This is a genomic window from Sphingomonas mangrovi, assembly GCF_047975845.1.
Classification (GTDB): domain Bacteria; phylum Pseudomonadota; class Alphaproteobacteria; order Sphingomonadales; family Sphingomonadaceae; genus Sphingomonas.
Window position 1 is genome coordinate 64,902 of sequence record NZ_JBIUCZ010000013.1, and the last position, 19,480, is coordinate 84,381.

The window sequence follows — 19,480 nt, forward strand, 5'->3', positions numbered from 1 at the left end:
AACGGGTTGCGGAGGGGATACCCCAGCGGGGCGGCTAGGGACAAGTCGCGTGGTGCGGGAGTCCTCTCTTGCCGTCATGCTGCGGAAGGAACCCCCCTCAGGCGCGGACGAGCGTACCCGCGCCCTGACGGGTGAAGATCTCGAGCAGCAGCCCGTGGGGGATGCGCCCGTCGAGGATCACCGCCGCGTCGACGCCGGCGCCGACCGCCGACACGCAGGTCTCGACCTTGGGGATCATGCCGCCGCGGATCGTGCCGTCCCCCTTCAGCGCGGCGATGTCGCCGGGGGTCAGGTCGGTGAGCAGCTCGCCGCCCTTGTCCATCACGCCGGGCACGTCGGTCAGCAGGAAGAAGCGTGCCGCGCCCAGCGCCCCCGCGATCGCCCCCGCCATCGTGTCGGCGTTGACGTTGTAGGTGTGGCCGTCGTCGCCCAGCGCCACCGGCGCCACCACGGGGATGAAGCCGTCGCGCGCCAGGCTGTTGAGGATCGTCGGGTCCACCGCCACCGGCTCGCCCACGAAGCCCAGGTCGACGTGGCGCTCGATGCCCGAATTGAGGTCGGGCTCGGTGCGGCGGACCTTTTCGGCGCGCACCAGCCCAGCATCCTTGCCCGAGATGCCGACCGCGCGCCCGCCCGCGGACGCGATCCACGAGACGATTTCCTTGTTGATCTTGCCGGCCAGCACCATCTCCGCGACCTCGGCGGTGGCGGCGTCGGTGACGCGCAGGCCATCGACGAAGCGCGTTTCGACTCCCAGCCGCTTGAGCATCGACCCGATCTGCGGCCCGCCGCCGTGCACCACCACCGGGTTGATGCCGACCGCCTTCAGCAGCACCACGTCCTCGGCGAAATCGCGCTGCAGCTCCGGATCGCCCATCGCGTGGCCGCCGTATTTCACGACGAAGGTCTTGCCGGCGTAGCGCTGGAGATAGGGGAGCGCTTCGGTGAGCGTCTCCGCCTTGGCGAGCATCGCGGGATCGGGAGCATGGTCGGTCATGCGCGCGCCTGTAGCGCCAAGCGCGCGGCGCGCCAAAGATTTTGAGGGATGCGGGCGGCACCCGCGCCTAGGCGGAGGCCGCAGCCCCACGGCGATGATGCCTGCGAGCACCGCAACGGACCGCGATCGCCCCCTCTCCCCCGTCATGCTGACGAAAGTCAGCATCCATTCGCGCAACGCTCCTGCTTCCGGCGGAGCGGCAATGGATCCTGACTTCCGTCAGGATGACGAAGAAGCGCGCCGTCCCTTCCCGTGCTCCTGCGAAGGCAGGAGCACGGGATTCCACGCGCCGACAGCTGTTGCTCTGCTTGGCCCTGGACCCCGGCCTTCGCCGGGGTACACATCACGCCGGGGTACAAATCACGCCGAGACTCGAAACCGCCGGGGAACGCCCCTCACCGCTTGCGCACGAACTCCGCGCGCAGCACCAGCCCCTTGATGCCCTCGTAGCGGCAGTCGATCTCCTGCGCGTCGCCGGTCAGGCGGATCGACTTGATCACCGTGCCGCGTTTGAGCGTCTGGTTGGCGCCCTTGACCTTCAGGTCCTTGACCAGCGTCACGCTGTCGCCGTCGGCCAGCAGGTTGCCGGCGGCATCGCGCACCTCGACCGCGTCGTCGCCCGCAGCCGGTGCGGCGGTGGCGGCGTCGGCCGGGTTGATCCACTCGCCGGTGGCTTCGTCATAGATGTATTCGTCGCTCACAGCGCGCGCTCCCCCTGCGTTCCATCCAGCCAGCGCCCCAGCCCGACGAACAGGTAGATCAGGGGCGGCACCAGCACGACCGACAGCGCGACCTTGGCGAGCATCTGCCCGACGATCAGCTGTCCGATCGGGAATGCGCCATAGAAGGCGACGGTGATGAAGATCAACGTGTCGACGATCTGCGACAGCGCGCTTGCGGTGCCGGCGCGCAGCCACAGCAGCTTGCCCACGCCGCGGCGCATCGCCGCAAAGATCGTGACGTTGAGCGTCTGCGACACGCCATAGGCGATGATCCCCGCGCCCCAGATACGCGGCGTCGCGCGCATCATCAGGTCGAACGCCGCCAGCCGTTCCGGCGCCATGTCGGGCGCGGCGGGCACGCTCAGCACGACGAGCAGCAGCAGAATCGAGAAGATCAGCGGCACGAAGCCGAACTGCACCAGCCGGTTGGCGGTGGCGCGGCCGTGGAGCTCGGCGACCGCGCTGGAGACCACCACCAGCAGCAGAAAGGCGAAGATCCCCGCCTCCACCGCCAGCGGCCCCAGCGCCACCTGCTTGTTGCCGAGCACGCCCGCGATGCAGACCATGCCGCCGTAGAAGATGGAGAAGGCGAACAGCGACCGCGGCACCGCGACGAGGCGGTGGGCGGCGGGAGGGGTGGGATTCATCCGCGCGACGCTAGCCGCGCCGCCGCGAGCGGGCAACCGCCTGAAATGCCACGCTGCTCAAGGAAACGGCCGGCGCGACGAAAGGACTGTTGCCGCAGCCGCCGCTTGGCCATAGTCCCGCCGCGCCGTCGCGGCAGACATGTCGCGCAACCATCTTCACGCCTGTCGGGCACGGGGCCGGAACCAAGAATGAACCGTTTTCTGATCGGCGTCGCCGGCATCGTCGTGATCCTCGCGATCGCCTTCGCGATCTCGACCAACCGGCGGGCGATCCGGCTGCGCGTGGTGGGCGCCGCGTTCGCGCTGCAGGTCGGCATCGCCGTGCTCGTGCTCTACGTGCCGTTCGGGCGCCGGCTGATCCAGGGGGCTGCGGCCGGCGTGTCGGCGCTGCTCGGCTATGCGCAGGCGGGCACCAACTTCATCTTCGGGCCGCTCGCCGGGCCGGACATGGGCGGCCACAGCTTCGCCATCTCCGCGCTGCCGGTGATCATCTTCTTCGCGGCGCTGGTGTCGATCCTCTACCACCTGGGCATCATGCAGTTCGTGGTGCGCTGGGTCGGCGGCGGGATCGAGAAGATCACCGGCGTCTCCAAGGTCGAATCGCTGTGCGCGGCGGCCAACATCTTCGTCGGTCAGAGCGAGTCGCCGCTGGTGATCCGCCCCTATCTTGCCAGCCTCACGCCGTCGCAGCTGTTCGCGGTGATGTCGGTCGGCATGGCCGGGGTCGCCGGCACGATCCTCGCCGCCTATGCCTCGTTCCTCGGCCCGCAGTCGCTGCCGTTCCTGCTCGCCGCCTCGTTCATGGCGGCGCCGGGCGGCCTGCTGATGGCCAAGATCATCATGCCCGACGTGCCGCTCGCCCCCGCCGGCGCGGCCGTCGTCGACCCGGTCGCCGACGAGGAGGACGTGATCCGCGCCGCAGAGGCGAACGTCGAGGAGGAAAAGGCCGCCAACCTCATCATGGCGGCGGCGACCGGCGCCCAGATCGGCGTCAAGATCGCCGTCGCGGTGGGCGCGATGGTGCTGGCGTTCGTCGCGCTGGTGGCGCTCGCCAACGGCCTGCTCGGCGCGGTCGGCGGCTGGTTCGGCCACCCCGAGCTGAGCTTCCAGATGATTATCGGCACGCTGTTCCAGCCGGTGATGTTCCTGCTCAACATCCCCTGGGACGAAGCGGGCCGTGCCGGCGGCCTGTTCGGCAGCAAGGTGGTGCTCAACGAGTTCGTCGCCTTCATCGAGCTGGGCAACCTGCGCGATCAGCTGTCGCCGCGTACCGTCGCGATCGTCACCTTCGCGCTGTGCGGCTTTGCCAACTTCAGCTCGATCGCGATCCAGATGGCCGCGACCGGCAGCCTCGCGCCCAACCAGCGCCCGATGATCGCCAAGCTCGGCGTCCGCGCGCTGGTGGCGGGCAGCCTCGCGAACCTGATGTCGGCGGCGCTGGCGGGGCTGCTGCTGTAGTAGGGCAACAGCACCCTTCCCTTTTCCCCGTCATACTGACGGAAGTCAGCATCCAGACGCGCAGCGCCTGAGGCTCCAGCGTTGCGGCAATGGATCCTGACTTCCGTCAGGATGACGGTGGTGCGTCCTGGATGAGGGTTGCCGACGACGTCAGATCGTGTTGCGCTCGCACAGCGGCGCATCGGCGAGCGTGTCCAGGAAGCGGCGGCGCCACCAGATCACGTCCTCGTTGCGGACGTTGTCGAACATCGGCTTCCATCGCGCGATCCGCTCCTCGCGCGGCATGCGCAGCGCCTTGTCGATCGCGTCGGCGACGTCCTCGGCGCTGTAGGGATTGCACAGGATCGCCTGCGGCAGCTGGGCGGCGGCGCCGGCGAAGCGCGACAGGATCAGCACCCCCGGATCGTGCGGGTCCTGCGCTGCGACATATTCCTTGGCGACCAGGTTCATGCCGTCGCGCAGGGGGGTCACCAGCCCGATCTTCGCCGCGCGGTAGATGCCGGCGAGCAGGTCCCGCGGATAGCCCTGGTTGACGTAGCGGATCGGCACCCAGTCGATATCCGCATAGGCACCGTTGATGCGCCCGGACATGGCGTCGAGGTTGTCGCGGATGTCGCGGTAGCTCTGCACCGCGGTGCGCGACGGCGGCGCGATCTGGAGAAGGTAGACCAGCGCGCGGCGGTCCGGGTGGTTCTGGAGGAAGCGCTCGTAGCCGGCGAAGCGCTCTGCCAGCCCCTTCGAATAGTCGAGCCGGTCGACCCCCACCATCATGCTGCGGCCGACCGCGCTTTCGAGCATGCGCAGCTGGGTCGCCTTGGCGGTGGGGCCGTTGGCGTCGGCGATGAACGACTCCGCGTCCACCCCGATCGGGCAGGCGATCGCGCGGATCGTGCGGCCGCCGACGGTGACGCAGTCGCCGTCCGACAGGGTGCCGCCCATCTCGTGCACCGCATAGTGGCGGAAGGACTCGAGCCACTCCTCGGTCTGGAAGCCGACGACGTCGTAGGCGAACAGCGATTCGACCAGCCGACGGTGCTGCGGCAGCGCGACCAGCAACCGCGTCGGCGGCCAGGGGATATGGAGGAAGAAGCCCATGCGGTTCTTCACCCCCTGCTGGCGCAGCACCCAGCCGAGCGGGATCATGTGATAATCGTGGACCCACACCACGTCGTCGGGCTCGATGTGGGGGCCGATCGCCTGGCCGAACACGCGGTTGACGCGCTCGTAGCCGCCCTGGAAGTCGCGCTCGAACTCGGTCAGGTCCAGCCGGTAGTGGAACAGCGGCCACAGCGTCCGGTTGGCGAAGCCGTCGTAATATTCCTCCACGTCCTGCTCGGACAGGTCCATCACCGCCGAGGTGACGCCCTCGTACGTCTCGAAGCGGAGCTCGTGGTCCTTGCCGGTCTCGCCCGACCAGCCGAACCAGATGCCGTGCTCCTCGCGCAGCGCCGCGGTCAGCGCCACCGCCAGCCCGCCCTGCGCCCCGCCCGCACCGGCCGCGGTCGGCGCCTGCACCCGGTTCGAAATGACGATCAGGCGGCTCATCGTACCTCCGTCCACGGCTTGCTCAGCAGCATCGCCGAATTGATCAGTCCCACCAGCGAATAGGTCTGCGGATAGTTGCCCCACAGCTCGCCGGAATTGGGATCGATGTCTTCCGAAAGGAGCCCGGCGGGGGTCCGCCGCGCGATCATCTCCTCCAGCAGCACACGGGCGTCGTCGACCCGGCCCGTCGCGTGCAACGCCTCGATCAGCCAGAAGGTGCAGACGTTGAAAGCGGTGTGCGGCAGGCCGAAATCGTCCTCGGTCGCATAGCGCAGCATGTGCGATCCGCGGCGCAGCCCCGCCTCCACCGCCTCCAGCGTGCCGCGGAAGCGCGGGTCGTCGGGCTCGACGAAGCGCAGGTCCAGCAGCTGGATCAGGCTGGCGTCCAGATCGTCGCCGCTGAAGGTCGCCGACATGCGGTTGGTGTCCGGTCGCCACGCCGCCGTCTCGATCCGCTTGCGCATCGCGTCGGCGCGAGTCGCCCAGAAGGTCGCGCGCTCGGCCAGCCCCAGGTGCTCCGCGACGCCGGCCAGCCGGTCGCACGCCGCCCAGCACATCGCCGCCGAATAGGTGTGGACGTGGCTGCGCGTGCGCAGCTCCCACAGCCCGGCGTCGGCCTGGTCGAACGACTCCCAGGCGCGCTCGCCCACCGGCTCCAGCGCCTCGAAATCCTGCTCGCCCGCAATTCTGAGCAACCGCTGGTCGAAGAACGCCTGCGCATTGGACAGCACGATCTGGCCATAGGCATCGTGCTGGAACTGCTCATAGGCCTGGTTGCCGACGCGGACCGGACCCATGCCGCGATAGCCGGCGAGCGCCTCGGCATGACGCTCGGGCAGCCGGGCCTCACCGCCGACGCCGTAGAGCGGCTGGATATGCCCGCCCTTGGCGTTGTCGACGATGTTGCGGAGATATTCGAGATACCCCTCCAGCACGTCGAGCGCGCCCAACCGGTTGAGCGCCTGCACCGTGTAATAGGCGTCGCGGATCCAGCAGAAGCGATAGTCCCAGTTGCGCTGCGATCCCGCATGTTCGGGGATCGAGGTGGTCAGCGCCGCGACGATCGCGCCGGTCTCCTCGTGCTGGCACAGCTTGAGCGTGATCGCCGCGCGGATCACCGGGTCCTGCCATTCCGCCGGGGTGGCGAGCCCACGCACCCAGTGCCGCCAGCCGGCGACCGTGTGGTCGAGCATCGCCTCGACCGCGGTCGGGATCTCGGTCGAGAAGCTCTCGTCGGGCCCGAGGAAGAAGTAGAGCGGGCGCTCGACCCGGAACAGCCGCTCGTCCTCGATCCAGCCGATCGGCGCGCTGGTCGACAGCCGCAGCGTCATCTCGCCGAGCACATAGCGGATGTGGTTGGTGCCGCGCGTCCGCTCGGGCACGCGGGCGCCCCAGTCGGTCGCCGGGCGCAGCCGCACGCGGATGCGCGGCGACCCCGCCACCGGCCGCACGATCCGGCAGAAGGCGACCGGCCGGTACATCCGCCCGTTGCGGCGGAAGCGCGGCGCGAAGTCGATCACCTCGATCGCGTTGCCGTCGGCGTCGCGATGCTCGGTCCGCAGCACCGGGGTGTTGCGGACATAGGCCTGCCGCGTTTCGACGCAGTCCTCCAGGTCGATCTCCCAGAAGCCGTGCGAGCCCTCCTCGCCGCCGCGCGGATGGTCGTCGAGCAGCGAGCAGAAGGTCGGCTCGCCGTCGACCCGCGGCACGCAGCCCCAGACGAAGCGGCCGGCGCGATCGACCAGCGCCGATACCTGACAGTTGCCGATCGGCCAGAGGTCGAGCGTCGCGGTCACGCCGCCGCCTCCAGCCAGCGGCGGAAGCTCGCCACGTCGGCTAGGCGGAACGCCGCCGCCGTGGCGCGCGGCGCACCGATCAGGATGCCCGATCCACCATGATGCGCGCAAAAGACGAAGCCCGGCTCATCGGTGAGGTCGTCGCCGACGAACACCGGTGCGTGGCCGAGGAACGGCCCCTGCTCGGCGAGAGACGCGATCGCGGTGCCCTTGTCATGGCCGGCCATGCGCAGCTCGGTCATCATCTTGCCGTGCTGCACCTCCAGCCCCTCGTGCCGGGCGAAGGCTTCGACCAGCGCTCTCGCCTCGACCTCGACCTCGGGTGCCATGCGGTAATGGATGGCGACGCCCAGCGACTTCACCTCGATCACGACGCCGTCATGGCCGGCAAAGCGCTCGGTGAACGCCGTTTCGGCGGCTTCGAGCGTGGCAGGCCGCTCCGGCCGGACGATGGTACCGCCGGCGCGGCGGATCTCGGCGCCGTGGCTGCCGACCACCGCGACCCCGCCCAGCGAGCGGCCGAGGAAGCCGTCGATCTGTTCGATCGAGCGCCCGCTGACGATCGCCAGCCGTCCGTCGAGCCGCTCGGCCAGCCGCTGCAGCAGGGTGTGCAGCGCCTCGTCCACCACCACCCCGTCCGGCCGTTCGGCCAGATCGACCAGCGTTCCGTCGAAATCCAGAAAAAGGCTCGAATCGCGCAGCAGGGAAAGGGGTGGCTCGTTCAGAGCCGCGGACGCCGACGGTGGTTGCATGGGTCTCCTAACGCCAACAGCCGCGCATCGTTTCGCGCACGCTGTCATTTCGTTCAGGAAACGAGCACTAGCCGCTCGGTATCCGCCGGACCACCCCGATCGTCGCCCGGCGGGTTCGGGTCAGCGCGTCGGTACCGGCTCCGCACCCGAATAGTCGTAGAAGCCGCGCTTGGTCTTGCGGCCGTACCAGCCGGCCTCGACATACTTCACCAGCAGCGGCGCGGGCCGGAACTTGGGATCGCCGGTGCCCTCGAACAGCACGCGGGTGATCTCCAGACAGGTGTCGAGCCCGATGAAGTCGGCGAGCGTGAACGGGCCCATCGGGTGGTTGAGCCCCAGCTGGCACGCCGCGTCGATGTCGGGGATCGTCGCCACCCCCTCGCCCAGCGCGAAGCAGGCTTCGTTGAGCATCGGCATCAGCACGCGGTTGACGATGAAGCCCGGCGCGTCGTTGGCATGGACGATCCGCTTGCCGAGGGTGTCGCCGAACGCCTCGACCCGCGCCACCGTCTCGTCCGAGGTGGCGAGCCCGCGGATGACTTCGATCAGCCCCATGACCGGCACGGGATTGAAGAAATGCACGCCGATGAAGCGCGCCGGATCCGGCGCCGCCTGCGCCAGCCGCGTGATCGGGATCGACGAGGTATTGCTGGCGAGGATCGCGGTATCGCCCAGCACCTTTCCGACGGTACCGAAGATCGCGCGCTTGATCTCCTCGCGCTCGGTCGCCGCCTCGATCACCAGCTCGCACGGCGCCATCGCCGCCACGTCGCCGACGGTCTCGATGCGATCGAGCGCGGCGTCGCGATCCGCGGCCGCGATCTTTTCCTTCTCCACCGCCCGCGCGAGCTGCTTGGCGATCCCCGCCTTCCCCGCATCGGCCCGGTCGGCGGACACGTCCGACAGCAGCACGCGATAGCCGGCCTGCGCCGCCACCTGCGCGATGCCCGCGCCCATCTGCCCCGCTCCGATCACTCCGACTGTCTGCATCATCCGCTCTCCTGTGGTTGGAGGCGGGATAGCGGGTTTCGAGGCTCCGCGCAGCGCGTTAGTGTCCCGTCATGCACCGTTCTCCCCTGCTCGCGCCGATCGTCCTCCTCCTCGCCGGATGCGGCGGCGCCGATGCGCCCACCCCTGCGCCCTCGCCCGACGCGGCCGCAGCCGCCGCGTCCGAGCCGCGCGCCGCCGTCGCGGCGCAGCCGGACGCCGACACCGGCACCCGCCCCCAGCCGACCGAGATCCAGACCTTCCGCGACTGGACCGTCGCCTGCGACAACGGCCTCGCCTGCCGCGCGGTGGCGCTCGCGCCGGAAGACGAGATCGAGCCGGCGATGACGCTGGCGCTCGATCGCGCCGCCGGGCCGGACGCGGCGCCGACGCTGCGCTTCGCCGTCTACAGCCGCCGCCCGACGCCGCTGACGGTGGCAGTCGACGGAACGCCGCTCGCCAAGGGCGGTACCGCCGGAGATGGGGGCGCGGTGACGTTTGCGGGCGCCGACGCCACCCGGATCGCCGCCGCGCTCGGTAGCGGACGCAAACTCACCGTCGCCGACTCCACGGGCGCGCAGCTCGGCCACGCCAGCCTGTCGGGCGCGGCGGCGGCGCTGCGCTGGATCGACGCACAGCAGCACCGCGACGGCACCACCGGCGCGCTGTTCGCGCGCGGCGACAAGCCCGACGCCGCAACCGCGCCCGCGCTGCCGGTGATCCGCGCCGCGCCGCTCGGCGGCGAGGCGGCGCTGCTCGACCCCGCGCGTGTCGCGACGATGAAGGCCAAGGCACATTGCCAGGACAATCCCGCCTTCGACCAGCCGCACACGGCGTCGCTCGGCAACGGCACACTGGCGCTGCTCCCCTGCCAGGCAGGTGCCTATAATCTGATGCTGGCGGCGTTCGTGGTGCGCGACGGCACCCACACGCCCGCCCGGTTCGACGCGCCCTCCGGCATGTCCGAGGAAGGGGCAGCGGTGCAGAACGTGGTCGACGGCAGCTTCGAAAACGGCGTCCTCACCAGCTTCGCCCGCGGCCGCGGGCTGGGCGACTGCGGCATCCAGCAGGAATTCGTCTGGGACGGCACCCGCTTCCGCCTGTCCCGCCAGGAGGAAATGCGCGAGTGCCGCGGCAGCAAGGTCTACCTGCCGACGTGGCGGGCAAGGGTAGTGCGGTAAGGCATCCGCTCTCGGTTTCCGCCGCCCCTCCCCGTTCATCCCGAGTAGCCATCGAGTAGCGGCGAAGCCGTGTATCGAGAGGGCGTATCGAGGGAGGGTTGGCGCGCGAAACCGCACCTCGATGCGAGCCCTCGATATGCTCCTGACGGAGCTACTCGGCCCCTACTCGGCACGAACGGGGGCGTGGAAAGGGTCGTAAAAATCCCCTCACGGCGCCGCGGGGAACGGCTGCGCCTCCGCCAGGATCAGCGCGAACCAGCCCTGCGGGTCGCGCCATTCGCCGATCGGGGTCCAGCCGCCGGTGCGCAGCAGCACGCGGGTGCCGCGTTCGCCGTATTTGTGGCTGTTCTCGGTGTGGATCGTCTCGCCGGCCGCGATGTCGAACGTTTCGCCGGCAACCGTGAACGCCACGTCGCGGCTCGCCTCCAGATGCATCTCGATCCGCGAGAGCGCGTCGTTCCACACCGCCTTGTGTGCGAAATCCTCGACCGGGATGGTGCCCTCGAGCTCGCGGTTGATGCGGTCGAGCAAATTGCGATTGAACGCCGCGGTTACCCCCTGCGCATCGTCGTATGCGGGGACGAGCACGTCCTCCGCCTTCACCCGGTCGATGCCGATCAGCAGTTGCGCACCCTCGCCCAGAGACCCACGCATCGCCCGCAGCAGGTCGGCGGCGGCATAGGGCTCCATGTTGCCGATCGTCGAGCCGGGGAAGAAGCCGAGCTTGGGCTGGTCGGCGATCGCTCCCGGCAGCGTCACCGGGCGGAGGAAATCGGCCTCCACCGGGTGCACCGGCAGGTCCGGAAAAGCCTGCTGCAGCTGCGCGGCGGAATCGCGCAGGAACTCGCCGGAAATGTCGATCGGCACATAGGCGGCGGGGTCGATGCCGCCGAGCAGGATCGGCGTCTTGGCCGACGAGCCCGAACCGAACTCCACCACCGCACGCCCCGCCCCCGTCCGTCGCGCCACCTCCGGCACCGCGTCGTGGAGCAGCGCGGTTTCGGTGCGCGTCGGGTAATATTCGGGAAGGCGGGTGATCTCCTCGAACAGCTCGGACCCGCGGCGGTCGTAGAACCAGCGCGCCGGGATCGCGCGCGGGCGCATCGCCAGCCCGGCGAGCACGTCGGCGCGGAAGCGCGGGTCGGCGGCGGCGGTCACGGCATGGTCGGCGTCGGGCAGCTTCACGGTCACAGATCCTTCGCCAGGCGGACGCCGGTGAACTGCCAGCGCTGATGGGGGTAGAAGAAGTTGCGGTAGCTGGTGCGCAGATGCCCGCGCGGCGTCGCGCAGCTGCCGCCGCGCAGCACGAACTGGCCGCTCATGAACTTGCCGTTGTACTCGCCGACCGCGCCCTCGACCGGGTGGAAGCCGGGGTACGGGCGATAGGCGCTGCCGGTCCATTCCCATACGTCGCCGACGAAGCCGGGGCCGCCGGTCGCCGGGCGCGGCTCGACCGGGCCGGCGGTATCGAGCTGGTTGCCGCCCGCAGGATCGGCGCCAGCGGCTGCCGCTTCCCACTCCTGCTCGGTCGGCAGCCGCACGCCCGCCCAGCTGGCATAGGCGTCCGCCTCGAAGAAGCTGACGTGAGTCACCGGCGCCGCGGGATCGATCGCGCGCCGCCCGTCGAGCCCGAAGCGGGTCCAGCCGCCCTCGCCTTCCTCCCAGTACATCGGCGCCGCGATGCCCTCGCGCTGCACCCAGGCCCAGCCGTCCGACAGCCAGTGGCGCGGCTCGCGATAGCCGCCGTCGGCGACGAACGCCGCCCATTCGCCGTTGGTGACGGTGCGGTCGGCGATCGCATGCCGCGCGAGCAGCGCGCGGTGGCGCGGCCCCTCGCAATCGAAGGCGAAGCCGTCGCCGCCGTGGCCGACCTCGACGATACCGCCGTCGTGCGCGATCCAGCCGATCGCCCCCGGCATTGCCACCGGCTGCTTGCGCGCTGCCGGCCACACCGCCGGCTCCAGCGGGTTTTCGGAAAACAGGTGGAGGATGTCGGTGAGCAGCAGTTCCTGGTGCTGCTGTTCGTGGTGGCAGCCCAGCGCGATCAGGTCGAGCGCGGCTGCCGGCAGCCGCGCCCAGCCGTCGAGCACCGCCTGCGTCACCGCGCGGCGATAGCCCAGCACCTCGTCGAGGCTCGGCCGCGTGATCATGCCGCGCCGCGCGCGGGCGTGGCGCTTGCCCTCCGCCTCGTAATAGCTGTTGAACAGGAACGGGAAGCGCGCGTCGTGCAGCACGTAGCCGGGCAGATGGTCGCGCAGCACGAAGGTCTCGAAGAACCAGCTGGTGTGCGCGAGATGCCATTTCGCCGGCGAGGCGTCGGGCATCGACTGGACGGTGGCGTCGGCATCAGACAGCGGCGCGACCAGCGCCTCGCTGAGCGCGCGGACACTCTGGAAGCGATGCTGGAGCGGGTCGGCGCCGGGTTGCTGCTGAATCCCCTGCATCGCCACGCCCCTTCCTCGTCTATCGTTCAGCCCCTGGAACCCACAGAACGTCCCCGGCCCCCGCTTGGTTCACCACGCGGGCGGCGACGAACAGATAATCGGACAGGCGGTTGAGATAGGCGAGCACGCTCGGGCTCACCGCGACGTCGGCTGCGGCGGCGACGGCGGTGCGCTCGGCCCGGCGCGCGACCGACCTGGCGAGGTGCAGCGCCGCCGCGCCCGGATCGCCGGCGGGCAGCACGAAGCTGGTCAGCGGCCGCAGCCCCTCGTTGAGTGCGTCGATCTCGCGCTCCAGCCGCGCCACCTGGCCGGCGACGATGCGCAGCGCCGCGCCGGGCGCCTCGTCCTCGGCGAGCGGCGTCGCGAGATCGGCGCCCAGATCGAACAGGTCGTTCTGGATCCGCGCCAGTGCCGCCTCGATCGGCCCTGTGCCCAGCGCGGAGCGCGCGACCCCGATCGTGCTGTTGAGCTCGTCGACGTCGCCGATCGCCGCCATCCGCGGCGCCGACTTGGACGTTCGCGACCCGTCGACCAACCCGGTGGTGCCCGCATCGCCGGTGCGCGTGTAGATCTTGTTGAGCTTGACCATGTGCGACGCAGTTCTTTCTATTTTCCGTTCGTCTCGAGGTGCCGTCGAGCTTGTCGAGACGGCGTATCCAGAGACCGGTGGCGGTGGCTCTCTCGATACGGGCTCTCGACAAGCTCGATCCCTACTCGAGACGAACGGGGGAAAGACCACCGCAGAAAAGGGGGCGTTCCCCCGCCCCTCACGTCCGCCCGGCGGCGAACAGGATCACCACGACGATCAGGATCGCGATCGCCTGGAACAGGATGCGCGCCTGCATCAGCTTGTTGGAGCGCAGGCTGGAGGCACTCGGTCCCTCGCCGCGCACCTCGTCGCTCGACGCCTTGAGGAAGGTGATGACGCCGCGGACGAGCGCAACCACGGTCGCGATCATCGCCGCGATCAGGAGCAGGACGAGGAACACGTTCATGGGCCGGAGCCTAGGCGCTTGCCAGGCCGAAGCCAAGCGGCAGCCGGCCGTGGCGGATTTCCTCGGCGAGCGCGCGCCCGTCCTCACCGGCGAGCCGCATCGCCTCCAGGCTCGGCGCGCCGTGGCGCTTGGCGAGCCGCGCGCCGTCGGCCCCCACCAGCAGCGGGTGGTGATGGTAGCGCGGCGTCGGCAGCGCCAGCAGCGCCTGGAGCAGCCGGTGGATGTGGGTGGCGGCGAATAGGTCGCGCCCGCGCACCACGTCCGTCACGCCCTGCGCGGCATCGTCCACCGTCACGGCGAGATGGTAGCTGACGCCCGCGTCCTTGCGCGCGAGCACCACGTCGCCCTGCGCGCCCGGATCGGCGGCGACGGTGCCGGCGTGGGCGTCCTCCCACGCGAGCGGCCCCGCCACCGCTACAGCCCGCGCCATGTCGATCCGCCACGCATGCGGCTCGCGCGCCACGCGTTCCGCGCGCACGTCCGGCGCCAGCGTGCGGCACGTCCTCGGATAGATCGGCCCGTCGCTGCCGTGCGGGGCCGACGCGCTCGCCGCCACTTCGCGCGCGATATCGGCGCGCGTGCAGAAGCACGGATAGACCAGCCCCGCCGCCTTCAGCCGGTCCAGCGCGGCGGCATAGAGCGGCATCCGTTGCGACTGGAACATCACCGGCCCGTCGTGGTCGAGTCCCATCCACGCCAAGTCGGCGAGGATCGCCGCGACATGCTCGGGCCGGCTGCGCCCCTGGTCGATGTCCTCGATGCGCAGCAGGAAGCGCCCACCGCGCGGCCGCGCCAGCGCATGCGCCTGCACCGCCGACCAGGCGTGGCCCAGGTGGAGCCGCCCGGTCGGGCTCGGCGCGAAGCGGCTGATGCAGGTCATGCAGCTACCTCTTGACCCGCCCTTGCGGCGCATGCTGTCATGCACCTGTCACCGCGTGCTGCCATAGCAGCCGCGAACGAGGGCGAGGGGAACGCATGTTTCATCCCGATCTGATCCGCCACCCGGACAGCTGCCCGGCTCTCGTGCTCAACGCCGATTATACGCCGCTGAGCTATTACCCCTTGAGCCTGTGGCCGTGGCAGACTGCGATCAAGGCGGTGTTCCTCGACCGGGTCGACATCGTCGCGCACTACGAGCGGGAGGTGCACAGCCCCACCGCGTCGCTTAAGCTGCCGTCGGTGATCGCGCTCAAGCAGTATGTGAAGCCCTCGGCCTTTCCCGCCTTCACCCGGTTCAACCTGTTCCTGCGCGATCGCTTCGCCTGCCAATATTGCGGGTGCCCCAAGGATCTGACCTTCGATCACGTGGTGCCGCGCGCCCAGGGCGGTCGTACCACCTGGGAGAATGTCGTCACCGCCTGCGCGCCGTGCAACCTCAAGAAGGGCGGCCGCACCCCGCGCCAGGCGGCGATGCCGCTCCACCTCGCGCCGATCCGCCCGACCAACTGGCAGCTGCAGGAGCACGGCCGGCGCTTCCCGCCGAACTTCCTCCACGAAAGCTGGCACGACTGGCTCTACTGGGACGTCGAGCTGGAGGCGTAGCGCGCGCGGCTCCGGTCCGCCGGACCGCACGTCACGAACGCGCGATCAGCACCCGCACCGCGTCCTGCGGCACGTTCGACAGCTGCAGCACGTAGCGACCGGGCTGGAGGGTGAAGCCGACGAGCTTGCGGATGCCAGTGCAGCGCGGGCCATGACCGTGGCTGCTCGATTCGAGCGGCTGCCCGTCCTTCAGCACGTCGATCCACCCCTTGCTCTCCAGCGCCACGCGATAGTGGCCGGCCTGGCCGACCGTGAAGGCGACCATGCCGCCGCGCGCATCGGCCGGCGCGGTCGCCGGCACCCGCACCAGCCGCAGCGAAGCCGCCGGCTGCAACCGCAGCGTCGCGGCCCGCCCGACGCGCAGCACGGGGAGCGAGGCGCCCTGCGCGATTCCCGCCGACAGCCGCTCGGGCCGGGACCAGGCGGCAAGCGCCGCGGGCAAGGGCTCGGCCGCGGTGCACGGCTGCGCGGCGACGGCGCGCGCGCCGCTTTGGTTCGGGGCAGGCGGCGACGCGGCGGGCTGCGGCATCAGCGCCTGCGCCAGTGCCAGGAAGATCGACGGCGTGGTCAGCATGCGCCTGCCCTTGTTGCGCGAACGAGGCCGCTGGCGTAGCCGCGCCGGACCCGCTCCGCAACGCACGCGCTTGCGAAGGCTGTTCTAGAGACGTAACACAGCTGGTCAGATGCACGACGATCCCCATCCGCTCGATCCGGCCCGCGTCGGCCGCTCCCAGCTCGGGCTGCGCGAGCTGGAGGACCAGCGCCGCGAGCGGCTGGCGCGGTTCGACGCGGCGTTGGCGGAGTTCGACGTCGCCGCGGCGACCAGCGCCGGCGCGACGACGATGCCGGGTCATGCCGGCGGCTACGGCGCGCCGCCGCCCCCGACCCCGCCTGCCCCGCCGGTACGCAGCGGCCGTCCGCGGTGGCTGCGCTGGACGATCCGTGCGATCGCCGCGGGCATCCTCCTGCTGGTGCTGGCGATCGCGTGGCTCGCGCTCACCGCGCCGCTGTCGAAATCGCTGCAGCCGCCGCTGCCGCCCTCGATCACGCTGCTGTCGGCGGAGGGCACGCCGATCGCGCAGCGCGGCGCCAACATCGGCAAGCCGGTCGACGCGGCCCGGCTTCCCGAGCACGTCACCCAGGCGTTCATCGCCGTGGAGGACCGCCGTTTCCGCAGCCACTGGGGCATCGATCCGCGCGGCATCCTGCGCGCGATGGTGCACAACATGCGGTCGGGCGGGGTGCGCGAGGGCGGCAGCACCATCACCCAGCAGCTCGCCAAGAACGCCTTTCTCGATTCGGACCGGACCGCCGCGCGCAAGCTGCGCGAGGTGATGATCGCCTTCTGGCTCGAAGCGTGGCTGACCAAGGACGAGATCCTCTCGCGCTACCTCTCCAACGTCTATTTCGGCGACAACGCCTATGGCCTGGCCGCCGCGTCCGAGCATTATTTCAGCCGCACTCCGCAGGAGCTCACCACCGCCCAGGCGGCGATGCTCGCCGGGCTGGTGAAGGCACCCTCGCGCCTCGCCCCCACCGGCAATCTCAAGGGCGCGCGCGCACGGCAGGCCGTGGTGGTCTCGACGATGGAGGACGCCGGCTTCCTCACCGATGCCGAGGCGAAGGCGGTGCAACCCGCGCGGCTGCGCGTCGCCAAGAGCGACGACCTGCCGACCGGCACCTATTTCGCCGACTGGGTGCTGCCCGCCGCGCGCGACCGCGCCGGCGGCGTCGGCACCGACCTGCGCGTCACCACCACGCTGGAGCGCCGCATCCAGCGCGCCGCCGAGCGCGCGATCCGCCGCGCAGGTCTCCGCCAGACCCAGGCCGCGCTGGTGGCGATGCACCCCGATGGCCGCGTGATCGCGATGGTCGGCGGCAAGAACTACAAGGCCAGCCCGTTCAACCGCGCGGTGCAGGCCCGCCGCCAGCCGGGCTCCACCTTCAAGCTGTTCGTCTACCTGGCGGCGCTGCGCTCGGGCCTTGATCCCGATTCGCCGGTGCAGGACGAGCCGGTGACGATCGGCGACTGGAGCCCCAAGAACAGCGACGGTCGCTATCTCGGCACCATGCCGCTCACCCGCGCCTTCGCGCGGTCGAGCAACGTGGCCGCCGCGCGGCTGACGCAGGAGGTCGGCGTGCGCAACGTCATCCGCGCCGCGCGCGACCTGGGCATCTCCACGCCGATCCCGGAAGAGGCGACGATCGCGCTCGGCACCGCCAACGTCTCGCTGCTCGAGCTCACCGCCGCCTATGCCGCGGTCGCCGCGGGCGAGGCACCGGTGCGGCCGCGCGGGCTCAAGGACGTGGAGGAGACCTCTTGGTTCGAGCGGCTGCGCAACAGCACCCGCCCGCTCGGCCGCCGCGAGATCGACGGCATGCGCACGCTGCTCGCCGCCTCGATCCGCGGCACCGGCCATCAGGCGAAGCTGCCGATCGAGGCGTTCGGCAAGACCGGCACCACCCAGAACTCGCGCGACGCACTGTTCGTCGGCTATGCCGGCGACATCGTCGCGGGCGTGTGGCTGGGCAACGACGACAACACTGCCAACCCCGGCCTCGCCGGCGGCGGGCTGCCCGCGCGCATCTGGCGCGACTTCATGACCGAAGCGCTCGGCGTCCAGCTCCCGCCGCCCCCGCCCGAGGTAGTCGAGGAGGTCGACGAGACGATGGAGAACGGCCTCGACGCCGCCGGCGCCGCGCTCGACGAGGCCGGTGACGCGATCGACGAGGCCACCGACCAGTTCCAGGGCGAGATCCAGGGCATGGGCATCAACCTGCGCTTCGACCGCGACGGCGGCATCCAGGTGGAACGCAACGACCGCCGAGCGCCACCGCCGCCGCCCACGCCCGACGCACGCCGCGCGCCGGAGGAGGAGTGATCGCTAGACCGTGAAGTTACGGCGGGAGGTGGTGGATATCTGACGCTCTTGCGCGGGCCGTCGAAACAGGCACAGTCGGCACATGGATCTCGATCATCTCGCCATCCTCGCCCACATCGAGTTAATCGCAACAAGCGACGGAGGCCGCCATTCGCCGCTTTGTGGACCTGTTAGCTACCGACCGAACCATAACTTCTTCGGCGAAGCCAATCGCGAGATGTGCATGGGCGCCATCGATCTGAGCGAGGGTCGGACGCTCGCGCCTGGCGAAGCAACGGACGTCGAGATGGTCTTGCTTGCGTGGCCTGCGCTGATCCAAGAACTCGAAGTCGGCCGGCGCTGGCGGATCCACGAGGGGGCTCAGCTCGTCGGATGGGGCACCGTTCTGGAGTTGATCTGCGACTAAAGCTGGATTTTGGGAAGTGGGCGTTTCCTGCCGTTGCCGTTCGACGGGGTACCGCCAGGCACCAGCGGCTCGCAAACTTGGTCTAGCTTTTCTGTGCTGTCTCCTCGACCGCAGCGGACGGCATCTCCGGCGGTCTCGGCAGAACAGCCGGCTAACGATTCCAGCGTGTCTGAGTAAGCGGTTTGTGGAGCGTGGGGGATGGAAGCAAAAGCCGAGTTCACGGTCGAGGATGCACTTAACCGACTGGAGCCGAACCTGCCTGGTCCAGTCCGACATAGGCTGCGAAACTCTCTCAACAATTTTTATAGAGCAGCGCATCTGTTCGATTTGGACCGAGAGATGTCATCTTTCCGCGCTATCACCGGCGAAGAAGAGGCTGCCTCTGCGCTAATGAAAGCGGTACATCTCCGCGGATATGAACATAGCCGCGAGCTCAATCCGCGCGACCATGTCCACAAAGCCGCGGTTATGGCTTGCGTAGGTGCAATCGCGAGCACGATGAAGCCGATGCTCGGTGAGTTTCAGCTCATCTTCGATTTTGATAAGCGACGCGTAGACGTCAAAGTTCCGCTTACTGCTTTTAATGTCAGCGGCGGTGACTCGTACGCAATACAACCAGTTGAACCGCTAGGGCTCACGTTCACCCGCCCAGGCGTAGACAGGCAGAATCTTTACGATGATGTGCTGAAGCAGATCGCCGGAATAGGAAGCTTTGACAGTATCAAAAAGATGGTATCGGCGACCGCGAACGAGCGGAACCGCCTCCTTTATGCATCTGACGCGACAACCCCGCGCAGCTTTGCAACAACCCGGTCAATCCGCAATCGGAAGCTGCGGGCGCAAACCATGCTAGTGCTGGCGATCATGGTTCTGCAGTCACGCGATCAACTCCCGCTGGTCCGAGAGGCGATCCTCGCGTTTCTTGGCATAATTTCAAGGCTTCCGCAGGAGCATCGAGCAGATGGGTAGAGCGAGGATGGCTTCGGCGCCGTCTTCTACCCAGCTGTAGCGTTCAAGGCTTCGAAATTGGGGAGGTCGACGATCATATGTATCGACATGCCATAGCTTTCTTTGCAACCCGACAAGCCGTTGCGCCAAGCGACCGCTCACCGCGTTGACGATGACG

General features: G+C 69.6%; 19 protein-coding genes. 6 read left to right on the forward strand and 13 right to left on the reverse strand.

Annotated features, from left to right (window positions below; genetic code table 11):
* Window positions 1–97 precede the first annotated feature (97 nt).
* The 3 genes from argB to ACBY01_RS08605 form a co-directional block, all read right to left on the reverse strand.
* Window positions 98–997, reverse strand: a complete 900-nt coding sequence (gene argB / locus ACBY01_RS08595; protein ID WP_416460391.1) for an acetylglutamate kinase — start codon at window positions 995–997, stop codon at window positions 98–100.
* A 395-nt stretch (window positions 998–1,392) separates the two neighbouring features.
* On the reverse strand, window positions 1,393–1,698 hold the full coding sequence (locus ACBY01_RS08600) for an alkylphosphonate utilization protein (RefSeq protein ID WP_416460392.1): 306 nt from the start codon (window positions 1,696–1,698) through the stop codon (window positions 1,393–1,395).
* A complete protein-coding gene (locus ACBY01_RS08605) occupies window positions 1,695–2,366 on the reverse strand; it encodes a queuosine precursor transporter (protein WP_416460393.1) in 672 nt (223 codons plus the stop codon). The genes ACBY01_RS08600 and ACBY01_RS08605 overlap by 4 nt, the downstream gene beginning before the upstream one ends.
* A 189-nt stretch (window positions 2,367–2,555) precedes the next feature.
* On the opposite strand from ACBY01_RS08605, the gene ACBY01_RS08610 reads away from it, so the two are divergent.
* Complete coding sequence (locus ACBY01_RS08610; protein WP_416460394.1) at window positions 2,556–3,824, forward strand: NupC/NupG family nucleoside CNT transporter; 1,269 nt, start codon at window positions 2,556–2,558, stop codon at window positions 3,822–3,824.
* Window positions 3,825–3,974: 150 nt separating this feature from the next.
* Here the strand turns inward: ACBY01_RS08610 and ACBY01_RS08615 are convergent, their stop codons facing one another.
* The 4 genes from ACBY01_RS08615 to ACBY01_RS08630 form a co-directional block, all read right to left on the reverse strand.
* Window positions 3,975–5,369, reverse strand: a complete 1,395-nt coding sequence (locus tag ACBY01_RS08615) for an alpha,alpha-trehalose-phosphate synthase (UDP-forming) (RefSeq protein ID WP_416460395.1) — start codon at window positions 5,367–5,369, stop codon at window positions 3,975–3,977.
* The gene (locus ACBY01_RS08620; protein WP_416460396.1) at window positions 5,366–7,165 is read right to left on the reverse strand and encodes a glycoside hydrolase family 15 protein; all 1,800 of its coding nucleotides are present in this window, start codon (window positions 7,163–7,165) and stop codon (window positions 5,366–5,368) included. The genes ACBY01_RS08615 and ACBY01_RS08620 overlap by 4 nt, the downstream gene beginning before the upstream one ends.
* Complete coding sequence (gene otsB / locus ACBY01_RS08625) at window positions 7,162–7,917, reverse strand: trehalose-phosphatase (RefSeq protein WP_416460397.1); 756 nt, start codon at window positions 7,915–7,917, stop codon at window positions 7,162–7,164. The genes ACBY01_RS08620 and otsB overlap by 4 nt, the downstream gene beginning before the upstream one ends.
* 120 nt (window positions 7,918–8,037) lie before the next feature.
* Window positions 8,038–8,907, reverse strand: coding sequence for a 3-hydroxybutyryl-CoA dehydrogenase (locus ACBY01_RS08630; protein WP_416460417.1), 870 nt, complete (start codon window positions 8,905–8,907; stop codon window positions 8,038–8,040).
* A gap of 71 nt (window positions 8,908–8,978) precedes the next feature.
* Here ACBY01_RS08630 and ACBY01_RS08635 point away from each other — a divergent pair, with 71 nt between their 5' ends.
* Window positions 8,979–10,085, forward strand: a complete 1,107-nt coding sequence (locus ACBY01_RS08635; RefSeq protein WP_416460398.1) for a DUF1176 domain-containing protein — start codon at window positions 8,979–8,981, stop codon at window positions 10,083–10,085.
* A 207-nt stretch (window positions 10,086–10,292) separates the two neighbouring features.
* Here ACBY01_RS08635 and egtD read toward each other — a convergent pair whose 3' ends face one another.
* From egtD to gluQRS, 5 genes are all read right to left on the reverse strand, one after another.
* The gene (gene egtD, locus ACBY01_RS08640) at window positions 10,293–11,270 is read right to left on the reverse strand and encodes an L-histidine N(alpha)-methyltransferase (protein WP_416460399.1); all 978 of its coding nucleotides are present in this window, start codon (window positions 11,268–11,270) and stop codon (window positions 10,293–10,295) included.
* Between the two features lie 2 nt (window positions 11,271–11,272).
* Window positions 11,273–12,529, reverse strand: coding sequence for an ergothioneine biosynthesis protein EgtB (gene egtB, locus ACBY01_RS08645; RefSeq protein WP_416460400.1), 1,257 nt, complete (start codon window positions 12,527–12,529; stop codon window positions 11,273–11,275).
* A 19-nt stretch (window positions 12,530–12,548) separates the two neighbouring features.
* A complete protein-coding gene (locus ACBY01_RS08650) occupies window positions 12,549–13,118 on the reverse strand; it encodes a cob(I)yrinic acid a,c-diamide adenosyltransferase (RefSeq protein WP_416460401.1) in 570 nt (189 codons plus the stop codon).
* Window positions 13,119–13,296: 178 nt separating this feature from the next.
* The gene (locus ACBY01_RS08655; protein WP_416460402.1) at window positions 13,297–13,524 is read right to left on the reverse strand and encodes a twin transmembrane helix small protein; all 228 of its coding nucleotides are present in this window, start codon (window positions 13,522–13,524) and stop codon (window positions 13,297–13,299) included.
* Between the two features lie 10 nt (window positions 13,525–13,534).
* Window positions 13,535–14,404: a tRNA glutamyl-Q(34) synthetase GluQRS gene (gluQRS, locus tag ACBY01_RS08660; protein WP_416460403.1), complete on the reverse strand. Its 870-nt coding sequence runs from the start codon at window positions 14,402–14,404 to the stop codon at window positions 13,535–13,537.
* A 95-nt stretch (window positions 14,405–14,499) separates the two neighbouring features.
* On the opposite strand from gluQRS, the gene ACBY01_RS08665 reads away from it, so the two are divergent.
* On the forward strand, window positions 14,500–15,066 hold the full coding sequence (locus ACBY01_RS08665) for an HNH endonuclease (protein ID WP_416460404.1): 567 nt from the start codon (window positions 14,500–14,502) through the stop codon (window positions 15,064–15,066).
* 31 nt (window positions 15,067–15,097) lie between these two features.
* Here the strand turns inward: ACBY01_RS08665 and ACBY01_RS08670 are convergent, their stop codons facing one another.
* The gene (locus ACBY01_RS08670) at window positions 15,098–15,640 is read right to left on the reverse strand and encodes a homogentisate 1,2-dioxygenase (RefSeq protein WP_416460405.1); all 543 of its coding nucleotides are present in this window, start codon (window positions 15,638–15,640) and stop codon (window positions 15,098–15,100) included.
* Window positions 15,641–15,908: 268 nt separating this feature from the next.
* Between ACBY01_RS08670 and ACBY01_RS08675 the strand changes: the two genes are divergently transcribed.
* From ACBY01_RS08675 to ACBY01_RS08685, 3 genes are all read left to right on the forward strand, one after another.
* On the forward strand, window positions 15,909–17,948 hold the full coding sequence (locus ACBY01_RS08675) for a transglycosylase domain-containing protein (RefSeq protein ID WP_416460418.1): 2,040 nt from the start codon (window positions 15,909–15,911) through the stop codon (window positions 17,946–17,948).
* Window positions 17,949–18,030: 82 nt separating this feature from the next.
* Window positions 18,031–18,354, forward strand: coding sequence for a hypothetical protein (locus tag ACBY01_RS08680; RefSeq protein WP_416460406.1), 324 nt, complete (start codon window positions 18,031–18,033; stop codon window positions 18,352–18,354).
* Window positions 18,355–18,552: 198 nt separating this feature from the next.
* Window positions 18,553–19,323 (forward strand): hypothetical protein, encoded by a 771-nt coding sequence (locus tag ACBY01_RS08685; RefSeq protein ID WP_416460407.1) that lies wholly within the window; start codon window positions 18,553–18,555, stop codon window positions 19,321–19,323.
* Window positions 19,324–19,480 lie beyond the last annotated feature (157 nt).

Bases quoted from the DNA above. Each gene is read 5' to 3' on its own strand.
- ACBY01_RS08630 (WP_416460417.1), bottom strand. From the start codon at position 8,907: ATGCAGACAGTCGGAGTGATCGGAGCGGGGCAGATGGGCGCGGGCATC.
- ACBY01_RS08670 (WP_416460405.1), bottom strand. From the start codon at position 15,640: ATGCTGACCACGCCGTCGATCTTCCTGGCACTGGCGCAGGCGCTGATG.
- ACBY01_RS08655 (WP_416460402.1), bottom strand. From the start codon at position 13,524: ATGAACGTGTTCCTCGTCCTGCTCCTGATCGCGGCGATGATCGCGACC.
- ACBY01_RS08675 (WP_416460418.1), top strand. From the start codon at position 15,909: ATGCCGGGTCATGCCGGCGGCTACGGCGCGCCGCCGCCCCCGACCCCG.
- ACBY01_RS08635 (WP_416460398.1), top strand. From the start codon at position 8,979: ATGCACCGTTCTCCCCTGCTCGCGCCGATCGTCCTCCTCCTCGCCGGA.
- otsB (WP_416460397.1), bottom strand. From the start codon at position 7,917: ATGCAACCACCGTCGGCGTCCGCGGCTCTGAACGAGCCACCCCTTTCC.
- ACBY01_RS08610 (WP_416460394.1), top strand. From the start codon at position 2,556: ATGAACCGTTTTCTGATCGGCGTCGCCGGCATCGTCGTGATCCTCGCG.
- argB (WP_416460391.1), bottom strand. From the start codon at position 997: ATGACCGACCATGCTCCCGATCCCGCGATGCTCGCCAAGGCGGAGACG.
- ACBY01_RS08605 (WP_416460393.1), bottom strand. From the start codon at position 2,366: ATGAATCCCACCCCTCCCGCCGCCCACCGCCTCGTCGCGGTGCCGCGG.
- gluQRS (WP_416460403.1), bottom strand. From the start codon at position 14,404: ATGACCTGCATCAGCCGCTTCGCGCCGAGCCCGACCGGGCGGCTCCAC.
- ACBY01_RS08615 (WP_416460395.1), bottom strand. From the start codon at position 5,369: ATGAGCCGCCTGATCGTCATTTCGAACCGGGTGCAGGCGCCGACCGCG.
- egtB (WP_416460400.1), bottom strand. From the start codon at position 12,529: ATGCAGGGGATTCAGCAGCAACCCGGCGCCGACCCGCTCCAGCATCGC.
- ACBY01_RS08680 (WP_416460406.1), top strand. From the start codon at position 18,031: ATGGATCTCGATCATCTCGCCATCCTCGCCCACATCGAGTTAATCGCA.
- ACBY01_RS08665 (WP_416460404.1), top strand. From the start codon at position 14,500: ATGTTTCATCCCGATCTGATCCGCCACCCGGACAGCTGCCCGGCTCTC.
- ACBY01_RS08685 (WP_416460407.1), top strand. From the start codon at position 18,553: ATGGAAGCAAAAGCCGAGTTCACGGTCGAGGATGCACTTAACCGACTG.
- ACBY01_RS08650 (WP_416460401.1), bottom strand. From the start codon at position 13,118: ATGGTCAAGCTCAACAAGATCTACACGCGCACCGGCGATGCGGGCACC.